Source organism: Streptomyces sp. NPDC048002 (assembly GCF_040653275.1).
In the GTDB taxonomy this organism is placed as follows: domain Bacteria; phylum Actinomycetota; class Actinomycetes; order Streptomycetales; family Streptomycetaceae; genus Streptomyces.
The window spans coordinates 207,411-227,847 of record NZ_JBEZNL010000001.1 but is presented as its reverse complement, the minus strand read 5'-3'; the positions used below and the strand labels follow the sequence as shown (position 1 = coordinate 227,847).

The 20,437-nt window shown below is 71.3% G+C and carries 17 protein-coding genes; 11 read left to right on the top strand and 6 right to left on the bottom strand.

Translation table 11 applies throughout. The annotated features are described in order from the left end of the window. Positions 1–38: 38 nt before the first annotated feature. Positions 39–779: a methyltransferase domain-containing protein gene (locus tag AB0E07_RS01035; protein WP_362244988.1), complete on the bottom strand. Its 741-nt coding sequence runs from the start codon at positions 777–779 to the stop codon at positions 39–41. A gap of 83 nt (positions 780–862) precedes the next feature. Beyond that, positions 863–1,537 (bottom strand): DUF3043 domain-containing protein, encoded by a 675-nt coding sequence (locus AB0E07_RS01030; protein WP_362244986.1) that lies wholly within the window; start codon positions 1,535–1,537, stop codon positions 863–865. A 231-nt stretch (positions 1,538–1,768) separates the two neighbouring features. Here AB0E07_RS01030 and AB0E07_RS01025 point away from each other — a divergent pair, with 231 nt between their 5' ends. The 6 genes from AB0E07_RS01025 (at position 1,769) to AB0E07_RS01000 (ending at position 10,441) form a co-directional block, all read left to right on the top strand. Further along, positions 1,769–2,536, top strand: a complete 768-nt coding sequence (locus tag AB0E07_RS01025; RefSeq protein ID WP_362245733.1) for a PspA/IM30 family protein — start codon at positions 1,769–1,771, stop codon at positions 2,534–2,536. Between the two features lie 22 nt (positions 2,537–2,558). After that, positions 2,559–2,837: a hypothetical protein gene (locus AB0E07_RS01020; protein ID WP_362244984.1), complete on the top strand. Its 279-nt coding sequence runs from the start codon at positions 2,559–2,561 to the stop codon at positions 2,835–2,837. 107 nt (positions 2,838–2,944) lie between these two features. Beyond that, positions 2,945–4,177, top strand: coding sequence for a histidine kinase (locus AB0E07_RS01015; RefSeq protein WP_362244982.1), 1,233 nt, complete (start codon positions 2,945–2,947; stop codon positions 4,175–4,177). Continuing rightward, positions 4,174–4,857, top strand: coding sequence for a response regulator transcription factor (locus AB0E07_RS01010; RefSeq protein ID WP_362244980.1), 684 nt, complete (start codon positions 4,174–4,176; stop codon positions 4,855–4,857). Before AB0E07_RS01015 ends, AB0E07_RS01010 begins: the two co-directional genes overlap by 4 nt. Before the next feature lie 163 nt (positions 4,858–5,020). Further along, positions 5,021–8,137 carry an efflux RND transporter permease subunit gene (locus AB0E07_RS01005; RefSeq protein ID WP_362244978.1) on the top strand — a complete coding sequence of 1,039 codons (3,117 nt, stop codon included), beginning with the start codon at positions 5,021–5,023 and terminating at the stop codon, positions 8,135–8,137. 93 nt (positions 8,138–8,230) lie between these two features. Further along, the gene (locus AB0E07_RS01000) at positions 8,231–10,441 is read left to right on the top strand and encodes a serine/threonine-protein kinase (protein ID WP_362244976.1); all 2,211 of its coding nucleotides are present in this window, start codon (positions 8,231–8,233) and stop codon (positions 10,439–10,441) included. 19 nt (positions 10,442–10,460) lie between these two features. Here the strand turns inward: AB0E07_RS01000 and nadA are convergent, their stop codons facing one another. Further along, the gene (nadA, locus tag AB0E07_RS00995) at positions 10,461–11,645 is read right to left on the bottom strand and encodes a quinolinate synthase NadA (protein ID WP_362244974.1); all 1,185 of its coding nucleotides are present in this window, start codon (positions 11,643–11,645) and stop codon (positions 10,461–10,463) included. Between the two features lie 325 nt (positions 11,646–11,970). Between nadA and AB0E07_RS00990 the strand changes: the two genes are divergently transcribed. Continuing rightward, positions 11,971–12,327 (top strand): iron-sulfur cluster assembly accessory protein, encoded by a 357-nt coding sequence (locus AB0E07_RS00990; RefSeq protein WP_269658862.1) that lies wholly within the window; start codon positions 11,971–11,973, stop codon positions 12,325–12,327. Between the two features lie 72 nt (positions 12,328–12,399). Here AB0E07_RS00990 and AB0E07_RS00985 read toward each other — a convergent pair whose 3' ends face one another. Further along, entirely contained in the window at positions 12,400–14,049 is a 1,650-nt protein-coding gene (locus AB0E07_RS00985) for a hypothetical protein (protein ID WP_362244971.1), read from the bottom strand. A 94-nt stretch (positions 14,050–14,143) separates the two neighbouring features. Continuing rightward, positions 14,144–14,353 carry a hypothetical protein gene (locus AB0E07_RS00980; protein WP_362244969.1) on the bottom strand — a complete coding sequence of 70 codons (210 nt, stop codon included), beginning with the start codon at positions 14,351–14,353 and terminating at the stop codon, positions 14,144–14,146. Between the two features lie 133 nt (positions 14,354–14,486). Between AB0E07_RS00980 and AB0E07_RS00975 the strand changes: the two genes are divergently transcribed. Continuing rightward, entirely contained in the window at positions 14,487–15,461 is a 975-nt protein-coding gene (locus AB0E07_RS00975) for a carbohydrate kinase family protein (protein WP_362244967.1), read from the top strand. 108 nt (positions 15,462–15,569) lie between these two features. Here AB0E07_RS00975 and AB0E07_RS00970 read toward each other — a convergent pair whose 3' ends face one another. Further along, entirely contained in the window at positions 15,570–16,961 is a 1,392-nt protein-coding gene (locus AB0E07_RS00970) for an aminotransferase class V-fold PLP-dependent enzyme (protein WP_362244965.1), read from the bottom strand. A 260-nt stretch (positions 16,962–17,221) separates the two neighbouring features. On the opposite strand from AB0E07_RS00970, the gene coxB reads away from it, so the two are divergent. The 3 genes from coxB to AB0E07_RS00955 are packed head-to-tail and all read left to right on the top strand — an operon-like array spanning position 17,222 to position 20,309. Next, positions 17,222–18,181 carry a cytochrome c oxidase subunit II gene (gene coxB / locus AB0E07_RS00965; RefSeq protein WP_362244963.1) on the top strand — a complete coding sequence of 320 codons (960 nt, stop codon included), beginning with the start codon at positions 17,222–17,224 and terminating at the stop codon, positions 18,179–18,181. Continuing rightward, the gene (gene ctaD / locus AB0E07_RS00960) at positions 18,178–19,914 is read left to right on the top strand and encodes a cytochrome c oxidase subunit I (protein ID WP_362244961.1); all 1,737 of its coding nucleotides are present in this window, start codon (positions 18,178–18,180) and stop codon (positions 19,912–19,914) included. Before coxB ends, ctaD begins: the two co-directional genes overlap by 4 nt. Next, positions 19,911–20,309 carry a cytochrome c oxidase subunit 4 gene (locus tag AB0E07_RS00955; RefSeq protein ID WP_362244959.1) on the top strand — a complete coding sequence of 133 codons (399 nt, stop codon included), beginning with the start codon at positions 19,911–19,913 and terminating at the stop codon, positions 20,307–20,309. The genes ctaD and AB0E07_RS00955 overlap by 4 nt, the downstream gene beginning before the upstream one ends. The last annotated feature ends 128 nt before the right edge of the window (positions 20,310–20,437 follow it).

Sequence of the window (20,437 nt, the reverse complement as noted above, 5' to 3'; positions counted from 1 at the left end):
GCGGTGCGCCCGGCCCCCGTTGGACGCCCGAACGGGGCTCAGCCCCGCACCCCGCACAGATGCAGCAGCCCCGCGATCCCGCGGTACGGATCGGTGCGGCCGGCCCGCTCCTCGGCCGCGAGCATGGTGTCCGTCTCGCCCGGCAGCTCCGCGTCGTCGGCGGCCAGGTCGGTGAAGACCCGCACGCCGTACCAGGAGTGCAGCGGGGCGCCGATCCCGGCGAGGGTCGCGGTCAGCGTGGCCAGCCGGTCCGCCCGTCCGCCGGGCACCGGACGGGCCGGGGTCCCCTCGTGGGCGTCCGCCGAGCGGGCGTGGGGGAGGTGTGCGGTGGTGTCGAAGGCGGCCAGCGCCGTCCGCCAGTCGCCGGACAGGCCCGGCCGCATCGCGAGCGCGTCGCCGTTGCGGACCAGCAGCGACAGCAGCCCGCCCGGGGCGAGCATCCGGGCCAGACCCGCCAGCAGCGGATCGGGTTCCTCGACATGCATGAGGACGCCATGACAGAGCACCACGTCGAAGCTGCCCGGCAGGAAGTGCACCCCGGTGTCCCGGCCGTCGCCCTCGATGATCCGCATCCGCTCACGGACCCCGTCCGGCTCGCAGCGCAGGGCCACCCGGGCCGCGGAGATCAGTCCCGTGTCCCGCTCCAGACCGGTCACCTGGTGCCCGGCCCGGACCAGCCGCAGCGCCTGGGCGCCCCGGCCCATCCCGACGTCCAGGATCCGCAGCCGGCGCCCCACGGGGAAGCGCCCGGCTATCTGCTCGTCGAGCTGCCGGGCCACCAGTTCCTGTCGTACGACGTCCCGCAGTGCGCCCGGCCCGGTCGGCCAGGCGTCCGCCGGGCCCCCGGGAAGCGGCGTCGTGCTCAGCGCCGCTCCCCGCGCTTGACCTGCGGCTTCGGCAGCCGCAGCCGGCGCATCTGGAGGGAACGCATCAGCGCGTAGGCGACGGCACCGCGCTTGCTGTCGTCCGGGAAGCGCTCCCTGAGCTGCTTCTTCAGACGGAAGCCGGTGGCGATCGAGTCCAGCACGATCAGCACGATCACGGCGAGCCACAGCAGCAGCGCGATGCTCTGGAGCGCGCCCACCCGGACCATGCTCAGCACGAGGATGATCACGGCCATGGGCAGGAAGAACTCGGCGACGTTGAAGCGCGAGTCGACGAAGTCGCGGGCGTACCGGCGCACCGGGCCCTTGTCACGGGCGGGCAGGTACCGCTCGTCGCCGCTGGCCAGCGCCTCGCGCTGACGCGTGAGCGCGGCCCGGCGCTCCTCGCGGGAGCGCTTGGCCGCCTCCTTGCGCGTGGTCGGCGTATGGGCGACGCTGCGGCGCTGGGACTGGGCCACACTGCGCTTGGGCGTGGGCCGGCCCTTGGGGGCCTGCGGGTCGCGGGTCTGCTTGGAGTCGGTCAGCGGCGCCTTGTCGGCGACCGGTGCCTTCTCTTCCTTGGCACGGCTACGGAACACAAAACCCAAGGGTACGGGGTCGCCGCGCATGGACCCCAGTCCGGTGGGGAACGAATCGGCAACACCGAGCGTCATGCAGGGGTACAGAGCGGACGTCGCGCGTGATTCCGGGAACCCCGGGAGGCACCTACTCCCTACGCCGGAGCCGGAGCGTACGCAGTCGTCCTTGGGGATGAGCGCATCCGTCCCCGAACAGTGCGGTAATGGATGCAGGGCCCGTACTGTGGGTTCTGTCGCAGGAGCAGGAGCTGGTCCGTCAGAAGGGGGCGCGCGAAGCCCATGAGCGGTGTCATGAAGCGTATGGGGATGATCTTCCGCGCGAAGGCGAACAAGGCCCTTGACCGGGCCGAGGACCCGCGCGAGACCCTCGATTACTCGTACCAGAAGCAGCTGGAGCTGCTCCAGAAGGTGCGGCGCGGCGTCGCGGACGTCGCCACCAGCCGCAAGCGCCTGGAGCTCCAGCTCAACCAGTTGCAGTCGCAGTCGTCGAAGCTGGAGGACCAGGGCCGCAAGGCGCTCGCGCTGGGTCGCGAGGACCTGGCCCGCGAGGCGCTCTCCCGCCGCGCCGCCCTCCAGCAGCAGGTGACCGACCTGGAGACCCAGCACGCCACGCTCCAGGGCGAGGAGGAGAAGCTCACCCTCGCGGCACAGCGGCTCCAGGCCAAGGTCGACGCCTTCCGCACGAAGAAGGAGACCATCAAGGCCACCTACACCGCCGCCCAGGCGCAGACCCGGATCGGCGAGGCGTTCTCCGGCATCTCCGAGGAGATGGGCGACGTCGGACTGGCGATCCAGCGCGCCGAGGACAAGACCGCCCAGCTCCAGGCCCGCGCGGGCGCCATCGACGAACTGCTCGCCTCCGGCGCCCTCGACGACCAGTCCGGCATGCACAAGGACGACATCCAGGCTGAGCTGGACCGGCTCTCCGGTGGTACGGACGTGGAGCTGGAACTCCAGCGCATGAAGGCGGAACTCGCGGGCGGCTCCTCCGCCGGCCAGCAGGCCATCGAGGGCGGCAACGGCGCTCAGCAGGCCCAGCAGCCCCAGGACACCCCGCGCTTCGACAAGCAGTAGGTCCCACGCCTAGGAGGGCGACATGATCGTACGGATCATGGGGGAGGGGCAGGTGAGGCTGGCCGACAGCCACCTCACCGAGCTGAACGCACTGGACGACGAGCTCCTGGCCGAGATGGAGAACGGCGACGGTCCCGGCTTCCGCCGTACCCTTCACGCCCTGCTCACCAGGGTCCGGGAACTCGGCGAACCCCTCCCGGACGACTCCCTGGAACCCTCCGGACTGATCCTGCCGTCGCCGGACGCGACGCTGGAGGGCGTCCGGGAACTCCTGAGCGACGACGGACTGATCCCGGGCTGAGCGCCCCCTCGGCCCGGCTCCGCGGGCCCCGCCCGGTCCCGGGACGGCGGTCCGGGTGTGCCCCACGCCATTCGCAGCCACAGCGACCCCGGTTACCGTAAACAGCCGTGAACATCCTCGACCGCGCCCGAGTCCACCTCACAGCGCATCCCCTGGCACTGGACGCGGCCATCGCGGCCGGCGTCCTGGTCTGCATGGTGGCCGGCTCGTTCGTGGACCCGCACGGTGAGGACGGCGTCACCTGGAGCCTGCACCGGCCCGAACTCCTCAGCCTCGCCCTGATCACGCTCGGCGCCGTCGCCCTGGTGTTCCGGCGCAGCGCCCCGCGCACCGTCCTGGCCGTCACCGGGGCCCTCTCCGTGATCGCCAGCACCACCAGCGACCCCCGGGCCCCCGTGGCCATGTCCGCCGTCGTCGCGCTCTACACCGTCGCCTCCGCCACCGACCGCCCCACCACCTGGCGGATCGGCCTGCTCACCATGACCGTCCTGACCGGTGCCGCCATGCTCGCCGGCCCCCTGCCCTGGTACGCCCAGGAGAACCTGGCGATCTTCGCCTGGACCGGTATGGCCGCCACCGCCGGCGACGCCATCCGCAGCCGCCGCGCCTTCGTCGACGCCATCCGGGAGCGCGCGGAGCGGGCCGAGCGGACCCGGGAGGAGGAGGCCCGCCGCCGGGTCGCCGAGGAACGCCTGCGGATCGCCCGGGACCTGCACGACGTGGTCGCCCACCACATCGCCCTGGTCAACGTGCAGGCCGGAGTCGCCGCCCATGTCATGGACAAGCGCCCCGACCAGGCCAAGGAGGCCCTCGCCCACGTACGCGAGGCCAGCCGCTCCGCGCTCAACGAACTGCGCGCCACCGTCGGCCTGCTCCGCCAGTCCGGCGACCCCGAGGCGCCCACCGAACCCGCCCCCGGCCTGGACCGCCTCGACGAACTCGTCGGCACCTTCCGCAACGCCGGACTCCGGGTCGAGCTGGCCCGCGCCGACCAGGACACCACCCTGCCGGCCGCCGTCGGCCTCGCCGCGTACCGGGTCATCCAGGAAGCCCTCACCAATGTGCAGAAGCACGCGGGCACCGAGGCGAAGGCCGAGGTCAGCGTGGTCCGGGTGGGGCCGCACATGGAGATCACCGTCCTCGACGACGGCACCCGGCGGGACGGCGCCCCCGACTCCGGCGGCGGCCACGGACTGCTCGGCATGCGCGAACGCGTCACCGCCCTGCGCGGCACCCTCACCACCGGTCCCCGCTACGGCGGCGGCTTCCGCGTCCATGCGATCCTGCCCGTGAAGACCCGTACCGCCGGGGCGGGAGAGCCGGGGGAGAAGACCGTATGACCATCCGCGTCCTGCTCGCCGACGACCAGGCCCTGCTGCGCAGCGCCTTCCGCGTCCTCGTGGACTCCGAGCCCGACATGGAGGTCGTGGGCGAGGCATCCGACGGCGCCGAGGCGGTCGCGCTGGCCCGCGAACACCGGGCCGACGTCGTGCTCATGGACATCCGGATGCCCGGCACCGACGGGCTCGCCGCCACCCGCATGATCAGCGAGGACCCCTCCCTCGCCCAGGTGAGGGTGGTCATACTGACCACCTTCGAGGTCGACGACTACGTCGTACGGTCCCTGCGGGCCGGCGCCTCCGGCTTCCTGGGCAAGGGCTCCGAGCCCGACGAACTCCTCAACGCCATCCGGGTCGCCGCAGGCGGCGAGGCGCTGCTCTCCCCGGCCGCCACCAAGGGCCTCATCGCCCGCTTCCTCGCCCAGGGCGGCACCGCCGACGAGGACCGCGACCCGGCCCGCGCCGAACGGCTCGACGCGCTCACCGTGCGCGAGCGGGAGGTGCTGGTGCAGGTCGCGGGCGGCCACTCCAACGACGAGATCGCCGAACGCCTCGAAGTCAGCCCGCTCACCGTCAAGACCCACGTCAACCGCGCCATGGCCAAACTGGGCGCGCGGGACCGGGCCCAGCTCGTGGTGATCGCCTACGAGTCGGGGCTGGTACGCCCGAAGGTGGACTGAGGTCCTCCGGTCGTACTGCGCCCGGAGTATGCGCGGGATAAGGAACGGGACCTCGGAGCTACGCATCCGGGGTTCCGGATGGATCAGGGTGTAGGGGCGAGCGCACCTCCGCGCGCACGCCACCGAAACATCCGCCGCTCTGCTGAAGAGAGACCCTGATCCCATGTCCTGGCTGTCCAGGTTCAGCCTCGCGCAAAGAGCCCTGATCGGGCTCGTGTCGATCATCGCGCTCGCCTTCGGAGCGATCGCCATCCCGCAGCTCAAGCAGCAGCTGCTCCCGTCCATAGAACTGCCCATGGTGTCCGTGCTCGCGCCCTACCAGGGCGCCTCCCCGGACGTGGTGGAGAAGCAGGTCGTCGAACCCATCGAGGACAGCCTCGAAGGAGTCGACGGGATCACCGGCGTCACCTCCACCGCCAGCGAGGGCAACGCCCTGATCATGGCGTCCTTCGACTACGGCAACGACACCCAGCAGCTCGTCGCCGACGTCCAGCAGGCCGTCAACCGGGCCGGGGCCCAGCTCCCGGACACCGTCGACCCGCAGGTCGTCGCCGGTTCCACCGACGACATGCCGACCGTGGTCCTCGCCGTCACCGCCGACCGCGACCAGCAGGCCCTGGCCGACGAGCTGGACCGGACGGTCGTACCGGACCTCAAGGGCATCGACGGCGTCGGCCAGGTCACCGTCGACGGCGTGCGCGACCTCCAGGTCACCGTCACCCCCGACGACGCGAAGCTGGCCAAGGCCGGTCTGACCGCCCAGTCCCTCGTCCAGGCCCTCCAGGCGGGCGGCGCGACCGTGCCGGCCGGCTCCTTCGACGAGGACGGCGCCAACCGCACCGTCCAGGTCGGCGGCGGCCTCACCTCGCTGGAGCAGATCGAGGACCTGCGGATCAAGGGCGAGGGCAAGCCGGTCCGGCTCGCCGATGTCGCCTCGGTCGAGCAGGAGCAGGCCCCGGCCGACTCCCTGACCCGCACCAACGGCGAGCCGAGCCTCGCGGTCATGGTCACCATGGACCGGGACGGCAGCGCCGTCGCGATCTCCGACGCGGTCGAGGACAAGCTGGCGCAGATGCGCGCGGACCTCGGCGCGGGCGCCGAGATCACCGTCGTCAGCGACCAGGGCCCCGCGGTGGCGAAGGCCATCGACGGCCTGACCACCGAGGGCGCGCTCGGCCTGCTCTTCGCGGTCCTGGTCATCCTGGTCTTCCTGGCCTCGGTGCGCTCCACGCTGGTGACCGCGGTGAGCATCCCGCTCTCGGTCGTCCTCGCGCTGATCGTGCTGTGGACGCGCGACCTCTCCCTGAACATGCTGACCCTGGGCGCCCTCACCATCGCCATCGGCCGGGTCGTCGACGACTCGATCGTGGTCCTGGAGAACATCAAGCGGCACCTCGGCTACGGCGAGGAGCGCGAGGAGGCCATCCTCAAGGCGGTCCGCGAGGTGGCCGGCGCGGTGACCTCCTCGACCCTCACCACGGTCGCCGTGTTCCTGCCGATCGGCCTGGTCGGCGGCATGGTGGGCGCGCTGTTCGGCTCCTTCAGCCTCACCGTGACCGCGGCGCTGCTGGCGTCCCTGCTGGTCTCGCTGACGGTCGTGCCGGTGCTGTCGTACTGGTTCCTGCGGGCCCCCAAGGGCACCCCCGAGGACGCGGCCGAGGCCCGCCGGGAGGCGGAGGAGAAGGAGGCGAAGAGCCGCCTCCAGCGCCTCTACGTCCCCGTGCTGCGCTTCGCGACCCGGCGTCGGCTGACCAGCGTCGCGCTCGCGGTCGTGGTGCTGATCGGCACCTTCGGCATGGCGCCGCTGCTGAAGACCAACTTCTTCGACCAGGGCGAGCAGGAAGTCCTCACCGTCAAGCAGGAGTTGAAGCCCGGCACCAGCCTGGCGGCCACCGACGAGCAGGCGAAGAAGGTCGAGCGGCTCCTCGCCGACACCGAGGGCGTCAAGGACTTCCAGGTCACCATCGGCTCGTCCGGCTTCATGGCGGCCTTCGGCGGCGGCACCGACACCAACCAGGCGTCCTACTCGGTGATGCTGGAGGACTCCGCGTCCTCCGAGGACGTCGTCGACCGTGTCGAGGCCGGCCTGGCGAAGCTCGACGGCATCGGCACCACCACCATCGCGGCCGGTGACGGCTTCGGCAGCCAGGACCTGAGCGTGGTCGTGAAGGCCGCCGACGGCGCGGTGCTGCGCGAGGCCGCCGAGGAGGTCCGTGAGGCGGTGGCCGGTCTGGACGACGTCACCGACGTCACCAGCGACCTGTCGCAGAGCGTGCCGCGCATCTCGGTGCGGGCCAACGACAAGGCGGCCGCCGCCGGTTTCGACGACGCCACCCTCGGCGCGGCCGTCGCCCAGGCCGTCCGCGGCACCACCGCGGCGCGGGCCACCCTGGACGACACCGAGCGCGACATCGTGATCCGTTCGGCGAAGCCCGCCGAGACGCTCGCCCAGCTGAAGGCGCTGCGGCTCGGCCCGGTGAAGCTGTCCGACGTGGCGACCGTGAAGGTCGTCGACGGTCCGGTGTCGATGACCCGGATCGACGGCCAGCGCGCCGCGACCGTCACCGCCAAGCCGACCGGTGACAACACCGGCGCGGTCAGCGCCGACCTCCAGTCGAAGATCAACGCCCTGGACCTGCCCGCGGGCGCCACGGCCGAGATCGGCGGTGTCTCCGAGGACCAGGACGAGGCGTTCGCCAACCTGGGCCTGGCCATGCTGGCGGCCATCGCGATCGTCTTCATACTGCTGGTCGCGACCTTCCGCTCGCTCGCCCAGCCGCTGATCCTGCTGGTCTCGATCCCCTTCGCGGCCACCGGCGCGATCGGCCTGCTGATCGTCACCGGCACCCCGATGGGCGTCCCCGCGATGATCGGCATGCTGATGCTGATCGGCATCGTGGTGACCAACGCGATCGTGCTGATCGACCTCATCAACCAGTACCGCGCCCAGGGCTACGGGGTCGTCGAGGCCGTAGTGGAGGGTGGCCGGCACCGCCTGCGCCCGATCCTCATGACGGCCCTGGCGACGATCTTCGCCCTGCTCCCGATGGCGCTCGGCGTCACCGGCGAGGGCGGCTTCATCGCCCAGCCGCTGGCGGTGGTGGTGATCGGCGGTCTGATCACGTCGACGCTGCTCACCCTGCTCCTCGTCCCGACGCTCTACGCGATGCTGGAGCTCCGCAAGGAGCGCCGGGCGAAGAAGCGCGAGGCGAAGCGCCTGAAGAAGGCGGGCCTGCCCGCTCAGTCGACGTCCGACGAGCCGGAGCCCGCCGCCGTCTGACGCCCCGACAACGGCCGGGCCTCCTCCCCACGGGTACGGGGCCCGGCCGTATTCTTTGGTCCCAACTGACGCACGGGGGAGAGGGATCGGGGCGTGCCGCTGCACAGGGACGATCCGAGGTCGGTCGGCGGCTACCGGCTGGTCGACCGGCTGGGAGCCGGTGGCATGGGCGTCGTCTACCGGGGCAGATCGCGCTCCGGGCGCGAGGTCGCGGTCAAGGTCGTGCACGCCCAGTACGCCGAGGACACCGTCTTCCGCACCCGGTTCCGGCAGGAGATCGAGGCCGTCCGCAAGGTCAGCGGCGCCTTCACCGCGCCGGTCGTGGACGCCGACCCGGACGCGGCACGGCCCTGGATGGCCACCCAGTACGTGCCCGGCCGCTCGCTCGCCGAGCGGATCCGGGAGGCGGGACCGCTCGGCGAGGACGAACTGCGGCGCCTGGCGCTGGGCCTGGTGGAGGCCCTGCGCGACATCCACCGGGCGGGAGTCGTCCACCGCGACCTGAAACCGGCCAACGTCCTGCTGGCCGAGGACGGCCCCCGGGTCATCGACTTCGGCATCTCCCGGGCCGCGGAGAACCACACCCTCACCGAGACCGGCCAGATGATCGGCACCCCGCCGTTCATGTCACCGGAACAGCTCACCGACGCCCGCTCGGTGGGCCCCGCCTCGGACGTCTTCGCGCTCGGCGCGCTGCTGGTGTACACCCTCACCGGCCGGGGCCCCTTCGACACGGACAGCCCGTACCTCACGGCGTACCGCGTGGTCCACCACGAACCGGTCCTGGACGGCCTGCGCCCGCCGCTCAGGGCGGTCCTGGAACGCTGCCTGGTGAAGGAGGCCGCGGACCGTCCCGGACTGGACGAGGTGGCCCGCGACCTGGCCGCGGTCCTGCCGGAGGAACCGGCGGGCGCCGTGCGGGCCGCCGTGCGGCCGGCCGAGGCCCCGCGGGAAGACGCCGGGAGCCCGGAGCCGCGCGCCCGGCTCCGTCGCGGGCGCCGCCTGTGGGCCGTGACCGGCACCGTCGGCGCGCTGGCCCTCGGCCTGACGGCGTACCTGCTGAGCGGTCCCGGCTGGAGCAGCGACGCCGGCCCGGCCGCCGCCTCCCGCTGGGCCGGGCCGCCCGGCGGCTGGCAGCCGTGGCAGACCACCGTGTACGCGACCGCCGAGCGGGGGGTGAAGCAGGGCGACGACGTCTCCGGCACCGACATCCTCAGCAGCGGCCCGGAGTGCCGGGAGCACGCGGACGACATCTACTGCGCGGGCGACGGGGTGCTGCCCGTGCGCCTGGACGGCCTCACCGGACGGGCCCTCTGGCGGGCGGGCCCGGTGCCGCCCGCCACGAGCGGGGGGACGAACAGCTTCGGCCTCCTGGGGTTCGCGGACGGCGCGCTGCTGGTGGAGCAGACGCACCACGCGGAGGACTCCGAGGAGTACGTCACCTCGGTCGCCGCCCTGGACACCGCCACCGGCGAACGGCTCTGGCACCGCGAGGTGAACAACCGCTGGGCCGACCACCCGTTCCTGCTGGGGGATGTCGTCGTCGTCCCGGGCGGCGACGGGCGCACGGTCACCGCCCGTTCGGCGCGCACCGGCGCCGGGCGCTGGACGCAGCAGCTGCCCGAGGGCCTGTACTGCGGGGTGGCGCACCTCGGGGAGGCGCCCTGGCTCGCGTGCGGGGCCGACAAGACCCCGGTCGAGGAGGTCCTGTTGCTGCGCTTCGACCGCGCCGGCGGCTGGGGTCACCGCCTGTCGGTGCCCGACCGGGGCGTCCTGGTCGGCGAACTCGACGGCCGGCTGCTCTTCCTGGACCCGGCCGAGGACGAGAACGGCAACCTGGCCATCGGCGACGATGGCCCGCACTCCGCCGTCCGACTGGTCGACCCGGACACCGGTGAGGCCCGTACGACGAAACTGGCGGAGCAGTTCGAGGGCACCGTGACGCACGCGGACGGCATGCTGTGGTTCACCGCCTCCGGGGGGCAGGTGACCGGGGTGTCGGCCCGTACCGGCGAGCGGCTGTGGCGGACCAGGACCAGCCTGGAGAAGCCGGGCGCCGTCACCTACGACCCCCGCGCCCGTGCCGTCTACCTCTCCAGCGCCAGCGGCCGGGTGGCCGCCCTCGACGCCCGCGGGGGCACGCTCCTGTGGGAGACCCTGCCGCGCGCCGAGCGGGTCACGGACCAGACCTGGGAGCTGACCCGGGTCATCGCGCACGGCGGTGCCCTGGTGGCCGCCACCCCCGAGGGCGACGTCTTCAGCCTCGACCCCGCCCACCCCGGCCGGAAGCCCGTGCCGGGGTGAGTGGGCCGGGGCGGGTGGCCTACGGCAGGGCCAGCATCCGCTCCAGGGCGAGCTTCGCGAACGCCTCGGTCTCCTTGTCGACCTCGATGCGGTTGACGAGCTTGCCCTCGGCCAGCGACTCCAGGGTCCAGACCAGGTGGGGCAGGTCGATGCGGTTCATGGTCGAGCAGAAGCAGACCGTCTTGTCGAGGAAGACGATCTCCTTGCCCTCGGGGGCGAACCGGTTCGCCAGGCGGCGGACCAAATTCAGCTCGGTGCCGATGGCCCACTTGGAACCGGCCGGGGCCGCCTCCAGCGCCTTGATGATGTACTCGGTCGAGCCGACGTAGTCCGCCGCGGCGACGACCTCGTGCTTGCACTCGGGGTGCACCAGGACGTTGACGCCCGGGATGCGCTCGCGCACGTCGTTGACCGAGTCCAGCGAGAAGCGGCCGTGCACCGAGCAGTGGCCGCGCCACAGGATCATCTTCGCGGCCCGCAGCTCCTCGGCGGTCAGACCGCCGTTCGGCTTGTGCGGGTTGTAGACGACGCAGTCCTCCAGCGACATGCCCATGTCCCGCACCGCGGTGTTGCGGCCGAGGTGCTGGTCGGGCAGGAAGAGGACCTTCTCACCCTGCTCGAAGGCCCAGTCCAGGGCCCGCTTCGCGTTGGACGACGTGCAGATCAGGCCGCCGTGCTTCCCGGTGAACGCCTTGATGTCGGCCGAGGAGTTCATGTACGAGACCGGTACGACCTGCCCGGCTACGCCGGCCTCGGTCAGCACGTCCCAGCACTCGGCGACCTGTTCGGCCGTCGCCATGTCGGCCATCGAGCAGCCGGCGGCGAGGTCGGGGAGGACCACCTTCTGGTCGTCCCCGGTCAGGATGTCCGCGGACTCCGCCATGAAGTGCACACCGCAGAAGACGATGTACTCGGCCTCGGGGCGCGCGGCGGCGTCCCGGGCCAGCTTGAAGGAGTCGCCGGTGACGTCCGCGAACTGGATGACCTCGTCGCGCTGGTAGTGGTGGCCGAGGACGAAGACCTTGTCGCCGAGCTTCTCCTTGGCCGCACGGGCGCGCTCCACCAGGTCCGGGTCGGACGGCGAGGGCAGGTCGCCGGGGCACTCCACACCGCGCTCGCTCCTGGGGTCGGCCGCACGGCCGAGGAGCAGCAGGGCGAGGGGCGTCGGCGTTACGTCGAGCTCCTGGGTCTGGGCGGTGGTCACGACACGCACCCTTTCTGTTCTGCGGCTCGCCGGCCCGGTCTCACCGGACCGACGGGGTCACCATCTGGCTTTTCGTCGAAATGACGCTATCTATCATAACCGCTTCACGTCAGTTTGACGACGGGCATAGTGTCGGTGTGACGTGAATCCCTGCCTGCGGCCGTTCACTCCCGAAAGGGACGTTTTCCGCTCCCCGGAGCGTGTGCGAGCATGAAGGAGGAACCGCACGAACCGGTAGGGCAAGCGCCCGGCCCGGAATGAATCCGCGGCCCCGCCGGTTGCAACCGTCGGCAAGCAGTCTCCGTACAACCCGGGAGAGATGTAGATGTCCGTATCGGACGAGACCAGCACCGTCACCGACGGCATCGTCCTGACCGACGCCGCCGCGTCCAAGGTCAGGGCCCTGCTCGACCAGGAAGGCCGGGACGACCTCGCCCTGCGTGTCGCCGTCCAGCCCGGCGGCTGCTCCGGCCTGCGCTACCAGCTCTTCTTCGACGAGCGCTCCCTCGACGGCGACGTCGAGAAGGACTTCGACGGCGTGAAGGTCGTCACCGACCGCATGAGCGCCCCGTACCTGGGCGGCGCCACCATCGACTTCGTCGACACCATCGAGAAGCAGGGCTTCACGATCGACAACCCGAACGCCACCGGCTCCTGCGCCTGCGGCGACTCCTTCAGCTAGACCCTCGGGTCCAGTACGACGAAGGCGGCGCCCCCCGGTGGGGGGTGCCGCCTTCGTCGTGTCCGGGAACCCTCAGCGGGCGGTCGAGGTGTCCGGCAGCCGGGCCCCGGACTTCTCCAGCGGGACCGGCCCGCCGTCCGCACCCACGACCTTCCGGTCACCGAGCGGCTCGTCCAGCGGCACGGTCCGGTGGTAGGTCTTGGCGATCATGATGCACACCTTGTCGGGCCAGGGCGTCTCGGTCACCGTGACGGTCACCTCGTCCCCGCTCTCGGTCACGTCGACCTCGTAGTCGGCGCAGACCCCGCCCAGGAACGAGACGGTCAGCTCCCGGCCCTCGGCGGTGTAGCCCTCCACGGTCACGTCCCGGGTGGACGGATCGGAACCCGGCTCGCTCGGCTTCGGCGAGGACGGGTCGGAGGGGCCGGCGGACGGCGCCGCCGAGGTCAGGAACTCCGGCTCGACCGCCGGGTGCGTCACCGTGAACGCGTCCCCGGCGCCCGGCGCCCTGACCTGGAACAGCCAGGAGGGCACCAGCGCCTGCCGCCCGTCCACCTGGTGCGCGGCCAGCCCGAACACGGCCTTCTCGACCTCGATGACGTCCTGCTTCGGGGGCGACGTCGCATCCGCCTCGCAGGTCACCTCGGAACCGTCCTCCAGCGGTACGGGGCTCGCGCACCCGCCGATCCCCGCTCCCGGAGCGGCCCCGGGCGTCGAGTTCATCAGCTTCAGCGTGTCCTCGGCGGCCAGCACGGGATACGTGTCGCCCTTGACCGGCGCCTTCAACTGGCCGCTGCCGCCGACCACTTCGCCCTGCGCGCCGACGCTCACCCCGGTGGTCCAGCCGTAGGTGGGCAGCCCGCCGACCACCGGATCGGCGTTCACCACCCGCTGGGAGCCCATGACCTGACCCGCGTCCAGCTTGGCGCCGTCCTGGCCGACCGCCTTCAGCACGGGCGCCGCCGCCTTCTTCGCGGCCGCCTCGCCGACCGGGTCCACGCCGGGCCCGCCCGGCTTCTGCGTGCAGACGGTGTCCGACTCACAGGCGTCGGGGCCCTGGGCGTACCGCTGGAAGGTCCAGGTGCCCGGCGCCTGCCGGTTCACCTGGAGCACCGGCCCGTATCCGTCCTTCGCGCCGATCCGCCAGGACTGCCCCTGGAGCACCGGCTTCCCCGTGACGCCGAGCGCCTCGGCGAGCCGCGTCACCTCGTCCTCGGTGACCGTGCCCGAGGACCGGTACACGGCGGCCGACTCCGGGCCTTCCGGCAGCGTGCCGTCCGCCTCGTAGGTGGCCCCGTAGGGGTTCGGCTCCCCGGGGGCGATCCCGCCGTCGGAGCCGTCGGAGCCCCCCGAACCCTCGGAGTACCCGTCGAGCGCCAGGGGAGGGGGCGTGCCGGTGCCGCGCGCCCCCGAGGAGGTGTCCCCGTTGGCGCCGTCCGAGCCGTCGGAGGCCGTCGCGGCGAGATACGCCCCGCCACCGCCGACGAGCAGGACCGCGGCGGCGACGGAGGCGATGATCGCGGGGGAGCGGCGCCGGGGCGGCCCGGAGTCCGCGCCGTCCCCGTCGCCCTCGTGCGGGCCGGGGATGTCCGCGCCGTCCTCCCCGGGTGGCTGGGCGTTCCCGGCGGGCCCGACGGTGTCATCGGCGTCCCGCGGGGTGCCGGTGGGCTCGACGCCGTCGGGCTCGGCCGCGTCGCCGTTGTCGGGTCGCTCGGTGTTCACCGCATCGCTCCTTGGGTCGTATCCCGCATCCCCTTTCCGGGGGACGTCGATGGGACGCGGCGGGCGAGCGTGCGGTTCCCTTCCGTGCGCCGGGTCAGTCGCCGTAGTCGGACATCGCGTCCAGCAGACGGGCCGACGTGCTCGGTACCTTCACCCCGTGGATGAGCGAGGGGGAGACCGGCCGGGCCGCCGTCCCGGCGGGCACGTGCCAGTGGGGAGCCATCCGGGCGCAGTCGCCGCGCAGCGACGCGAGGTCGCCGTCCGTGTCCGCCGGGACGGTAACCGGAGCCTTGAGTTTCGTCATAGCGGAACCGTAAGCACGGCACGGCCCGCGAAGAAAGATCTACTATCGGGTAGTTTTGGCTGCTTCTGGGTCCCCACGGGACCCGGTAGCGTTAACTGTCAATCGCCTCCGCATCCGCAGGAGAATCCCAGCCGTGCGCATCGCAGTCACCGGCTCCATCGCCACCGACCACCTCATGACCTTCCCCGGCCGCTTCGCCGACCAGCTCGTCGCGGACCAGCTGCACACGGTCTCGCTCTCCTTCCTGGTCGACAACCTGGACGTCCGCCGGGGCGGCGTCGGCGCGAACATCGCCTTCGGCATGGGACAGCTGGGCACCCGGCCGATCCTCGTGGGCGCCGCGGGCTTCGACTTCGACGAGTACCGGGCCTGGCTGGACCGCCACGGCGTGGACACCGAGTCGGTGCGCATCTCCGAGACCCTGCACACCGCGCGCTTCGTGTGCACCACGGACGCCGATCACAACCAGATCGGCTCCTTCTACACCGGCGCGATGAGCGAGGCCCGCCTCATCGAGCTGAAGACCGTCGCGGACCGGGTGGGCGGCCTCGACCTCGTTCTGATCGGCGCCGACGACCCCGAGGGGATGCTGCGCCACACCGAGGAGTGCCGCTCGCGCTCGATCCCCTTCGCCGCGGACTTCTCCCAGCAGATCGCCCGGATGAACGGCGACGAGATCCGGATACTGCTGGACGGGGCGACCTACCTCTTCTCCAACGAGTACGAGAAGGGGCTCATCGAGACCAAGACCGGGCTGTCCGACGGGGAGATCCTGGCCAAGGTCGGCCACCGGGTCACCACCCTCGGCTCGCGCGGCGTCCGGATCGAGCGGGCCGGCGAGCCCCCGATCGAGGTCGGCTGCCCGGACGAGGAGCGCAAGGCCGACCCCACCGGTGTCGGCGACGCCTTCCGTGCCGGCTTCCTCTCCGGCCTGGCCTGGGGGGTCTCGCTGGAGCGTGCCGCGCAGGTCGGCTGCATGCTCGCCACGCTCGTCATCGAGACCGTGGGCACACAGGAGTACCAGCTGCGCCGGGCCCACTTCATGGAGCGCTTCACCAAGGCGTACGGCGACGAGGCGGCGGCCGAGGTGCAGGGGCATCTGGGCTGAGTCGTTCGGCCGCGGGGGTGTGGGGGCCGGTCGCGCCCCCGCGGCGGTAGCCGCGTGTCGTGACACAGCCCCGCGCCCCTGGGCGGGTTCCGGCGCCCCCGGGTTCGCTCAGCCGGCCCGGCGGACCGAGTACGCCGTTCCGCCGTCCGCCGGTTCCTCTCCCACGTACTCCTGGCCCCGCATCTCGCACCAGGCCGGGATGTCCAGGCGGGCCGCCTCGTCGTCGGAGAGGACCCGGACCGTGCCGCCCACCGGCACCTCCCCGATGACCTTCGCCAGCTCGATGACCGGGATCGGGCAGCGCTTGCCCAGGGCGTCGACGACCAGGACGTCCTCCCGCACTACGTCCTCCCGCACCGAGGTCGAGGGCATCGGCGCCCCCAGCTTCTCCCGCACCGAGGCCACCGCCCCCGGGAGCACCTCCAGGAACCGCTCCACGTCCTCCCGCGCCGTCCCGGACGGCAGGGACACCCGGACGTTCCCCTCGCTCAGCACCCCCATCGCCTTCAGCACATGGCTGGGCGTCAACGTGCTGCTCGTGCAGGACGATCCGGACGAGACGGAGAAACCGGCCCGGTCCAGCTCGTGCAGCAGACTCTCCCCGTCGACATAGAGACAGGAGAAGGTGACGATCCCGGGCAGCCGCCGCACCGGATCGCCGACGACCTCCACGTCCGGCACCAGTCCCGGCACCCGCGTGCGGATCCGTTCCGTCAGCTCCCGGAGCCGGGCCGCCTCCTGGACCGCCTCGGCCCGCACCGCCCGCAGGGAAGCGGCCGCCGCCACGATGGCCGGGAGGTTCTGGAAACCGGCCACCCGCCCGGACTCCCGCTCGTCCACCGGCCCTTGGGGGGCGAACCGGACCCCCTTGCGCACGGCGAGCAGGCCCACCCCGGACGGCCCGCCCCACTTGTGGGCACTGGCCGCCAGCAGCGACCAGCCCCCCTCGACCGGCCCCCACCCGAGCGACTGCGCCGCGTCCACCAGCAGCGGCACCCCCGCCTCCCGGCACCTTCCGGCCACTTCGCCCACCGGCTGCTCGGTGCCCACCTCGTGGTTGGCCGACTGGAGACAGGCCAACGCGGTGTCCGCCCGGAGCGCCTCCGCGAAGACCGACGGGTCCACGGCCCCCGCCCGACCGACCGTCACCCGGGTGGTGGAGCCGCCCTCCCGCTCATGGACGTCGGCCGAATGGAGTACGGAAGAGTGTTCAACGGCTGACACGATGAGGTGACGTCCCACGCGCCGCCGCCCGGCCAACGCCCCCGCGATCCCGGCATGCACGGCCTGCGTCCCGGACCCGGTGAAGTTCAGCTCGTCCGCCCGGCACCCCACCGCCTCGGCGGCGGCCTCCCGGGCCGCGTCCAACAGCATCCGGGCCCTGCGCCCTTCCCGGTACAACCGCCCGGGATCGGCCCACCCCTCGTCCAGCGCGGCCAACAGGGCCTGACGGGCGACGGGGTGAAGGGGAGCACTGGAAGCAGCGTCAAAATAGGACACCCCGCAACGCTAACTCCCCAGGGGCGCGGGCCCGTGCCGCCCGCGGCCGCGCCTCGGGCGCGACCAGCCACTACGCACCCGCAGCCGCCAATCCAGCGAACCCCCAACCCACTAGGCCCCCCTCCCCGCGAACCCCCGGAGAGCGTCGGCTAGGGTTTGGTCCGCATAAACATCCAAACCCCTGCCCGACGCAGGGCGGCGACCGACCAGCGAGAAGGCCGCAGCCGACCGCGCGGGCGAGACTCTCGGGAAGGCGCTACGTGAGTCCCAACGGCTCCGACCGCTCGCCGCGGCGCCCGATGCGGCGGAAGCTGCTGCAGGCAATGACCGCGGGCCTGGTCCTGGCGACCGCCACCGGTTGCACATACAAGGACTTCCCCCGCCTTGGTATGCCCACCCCGACCACGGAAGAGGCTCCGCGGATCCTCTCCCTGTGGCAGGGATCGTGGGCCGCCGCGCTGGCCACCGGCGTGCTGGTGTGGGGCCTGATTCTGTGGAGCACGATCTTCCACCGGCGCAGCCGGACCAAGGTCGAGGTTCCTCCGCAGACCCGGTACAACATGCCGATCGAGGCGCTGTACACGGTCGTCCCGCTGATCATCGTCTCGGTGCTGTTCTACTTCACGGCCCGCGACGAGTCGAAGCTCCTCGAACTGAAGGACGACCCCGACGTCACCGTCAACGTCGTCGGCTTCCAGTGGAGCTGGTGCTTCAACTACGTCGCCGACGTCGAGGGTTCCACCGGTGACGCGACCAAGTCCAAGGAACTGGACGCGATCCCGGACCGCTTCAAGGAGGACTTCCCGGCCGACGCCGGCGGTGTCTACGACTGCGGTACCCCGAGCACGCGCAACCCCCAGACCGGCAACCCGGGTCCGACCCTGTGGCTGCCCGAGGGCAAGCGAGTCCGCTTCGTCCTCACCTCGCGTGACGTGATCCACTCCTTCTGGGTCGTGCCGTTCCTGATGAAGCAGGACGTCATCCCGGGCCACACCAACGCCTTCGAGGTGACCCCGAACCAGGAGGGCACCTTCCTGGGCAAGTGCGCCGAGCTCTGCGGCGTCGACCACTCCCGGATGCTCTTCAACGTGAAGGTCGTCTCGCAGGAGCGGTACGAGAAGCACCTCGAGGACCTCGTGAAGAAGGGGCAGACCGGTTACGTTCCCGCCGGCATCGCCCAGACGAGCCACGAGAAGAACCGGGAGACGAACAACCTGTGAGCATCCTCAACGAACCCCAGGGTGCCGCGGCGGCAGAGTCCCACTACGCGGACGAGTTGCCGGTCAGGCGCAAGCAGCCCGGCAACGTCGTGATCAAGTGGCTCACCACCACTGACCACAAGACGATCGGAACGCTGTACCTCGTCACGTCGTTCGCGTTCTTCTGCATCGGTGGCGTCATGGCGCTGCTCATGCGCGCCGAGCTGGCCCGTCCGGGCCTGCAGATCGTGTCGAACGAGCAGTTCAACCAGGCGTTCACGATGCACGGCACGATCATGCTGCTGATGTTCGCGACGCCGCTGTTCGCCGGCTTCGCGAACTGGATCATGCCGCTCCAGATCGGCGCGCCCGACGTGGCGTTCCCGCGGCTCAACATGTTCGCCTACTGGCTGTACCTGTTCGGCTCGCTCATCGCGGTGGGTGGCTTCCTCACCCCCGACGGCGCCGCCAGCTTCGGCTGGTTCGCCTACAGCCCGCTCTCGGACGCGGTCCGCAGCCCGGGCGTCGGCGCCGACATGTGGATCATGGGTCTGGCCTTCTCCGGCTTCGGCACCATCCTCGGCTCGGTCAACTTCATCACCACGATCATCTGCATGCGCGCTCCGGGCATGACGATGTTCCGTATGCCGATCTTCACCTGGAACGTGCTGCTGACCGGTGTGCTGGTCCTGCTCGCCTTCCCCGTCCTGGCCGCGGCGCTGTTCGCGCTGGAGGCGGACCGCAAGTTCGGTGCGCACATCTTCGACTCCGCCAACGGCGGCGCGTTGCTGTGGCAACACCTCTTCTGGTTCTTCGGCCATCCAGAGGTGTACATCATCGCCCTGCCGTTCTTCGGCATCATCTCCGAGGTCATCCCGGTCTTCTCGCGCAAGCCGATGTTCGGCTACATGGGCCTGATCGCGGCGACGATCTCGATCGCGGGTCTGTCCGTGACGGTGTGGGCGCACCACATGTACGTCACCGGCGGTGTGCTGCTGCCGTTCTTCTCCTTCATGACCTTCCTGATCGCGGTACCGACCGGTGTGAAGTTCTTCAACTGGATCGGCACCATGTGGAAGGGCTCGCTGAGCTTCGAGACCCCGATGCTCTGGGCGACCGGCTTCCTGATCACCTTCACCTTCGGTGGTCTGACCGGTGTCATCCTGGCCTCGCCGCCGATGGACTTCCACGTCTCCGACTCGTACTTCGTGGTGGCGCACTTCCACTACGTCGTCTTCGGCACCGTGGTGTTCGCGATGTTCTCCGGCTTCCACTTCTGGTGGCCGAAGTTCACCGGCAAGATGCTCGACGAGCGCCTCGGCAAGATCACCTTCTGGACGCTGTTCGTCGGCTTCCACGGCACCTTCCTGGTCCAGCACTGGCTGGGCGCCGAGGGCATGCCCCGCCGGTACGCGGACTACCTCGCGGCCGACGGCTTCACCGCCCTGAACACGATCTCGACGATCAGCTCGTTCGTGCTCGGTCTGTCGATCCTGCCGTTCTTCTACAACGTGTGGAAGACCGCCAAGTACGGCAAGAAGATCGAGGTCGACGACCCGTGGGGCTACGGCCGCTCCCTGGAGTGGGCGACGTCCTGCCCGCCGCCGCGGCACAACTTCCTCACCCTGCCGCGGATCCGCAGCGAATCCCCGGCGTTCGACCTGCACCACCCCGAGATCGCCGCTCTCGACCAGCTCGAGAACGCCGGTCACGGTGACAAGGCCGTCGCTGGTGGCAAGGAGGCCGGCAAGTGAAGATCCAAGGCAGGATGTTCATCTGGCTGAGCGTCTTCATCCTCGTCATGGCGATCGTCTATGGCGTGTGGTCGAAGGAGCCGGCCGGTACGACCGCCCTCTTCCTGGCGTTCGGTCTGTCCATCATGATCGGCTTCTACCTGGGCTTCACCGCCAAGCGGGTGGACGCCGGCGCGCAGGACGACAAGAACGCGGACGTCGCGGACGACGCCGGCGAGGTCGGGTTCTTCAGCCCGCACAGCTGGCAGCCGCTCGCCCTGGCCGTGGGTGGCGCGCTCGCCTTCCTCTCGGTCGCCATCGGCTGGTGGCTGATGTACTTCTCGGCCCCGCTGATCCTGGTCGGGATCTACGGCTGGGTCTTCGAGTACTACCGCGGTGAGAACCGCACCCAGTAGCACGCGCCGAGCGCTCGGGAGCCCGGACACTCCGTCAGGAGGGTCCGGGCTCCTCCTTTTGCCGCGCGAATGGTCACTCGTAGGAGTTACCCGGCGCGCCGCGCTTGACGTTGCTCCCTAGCGTGTCG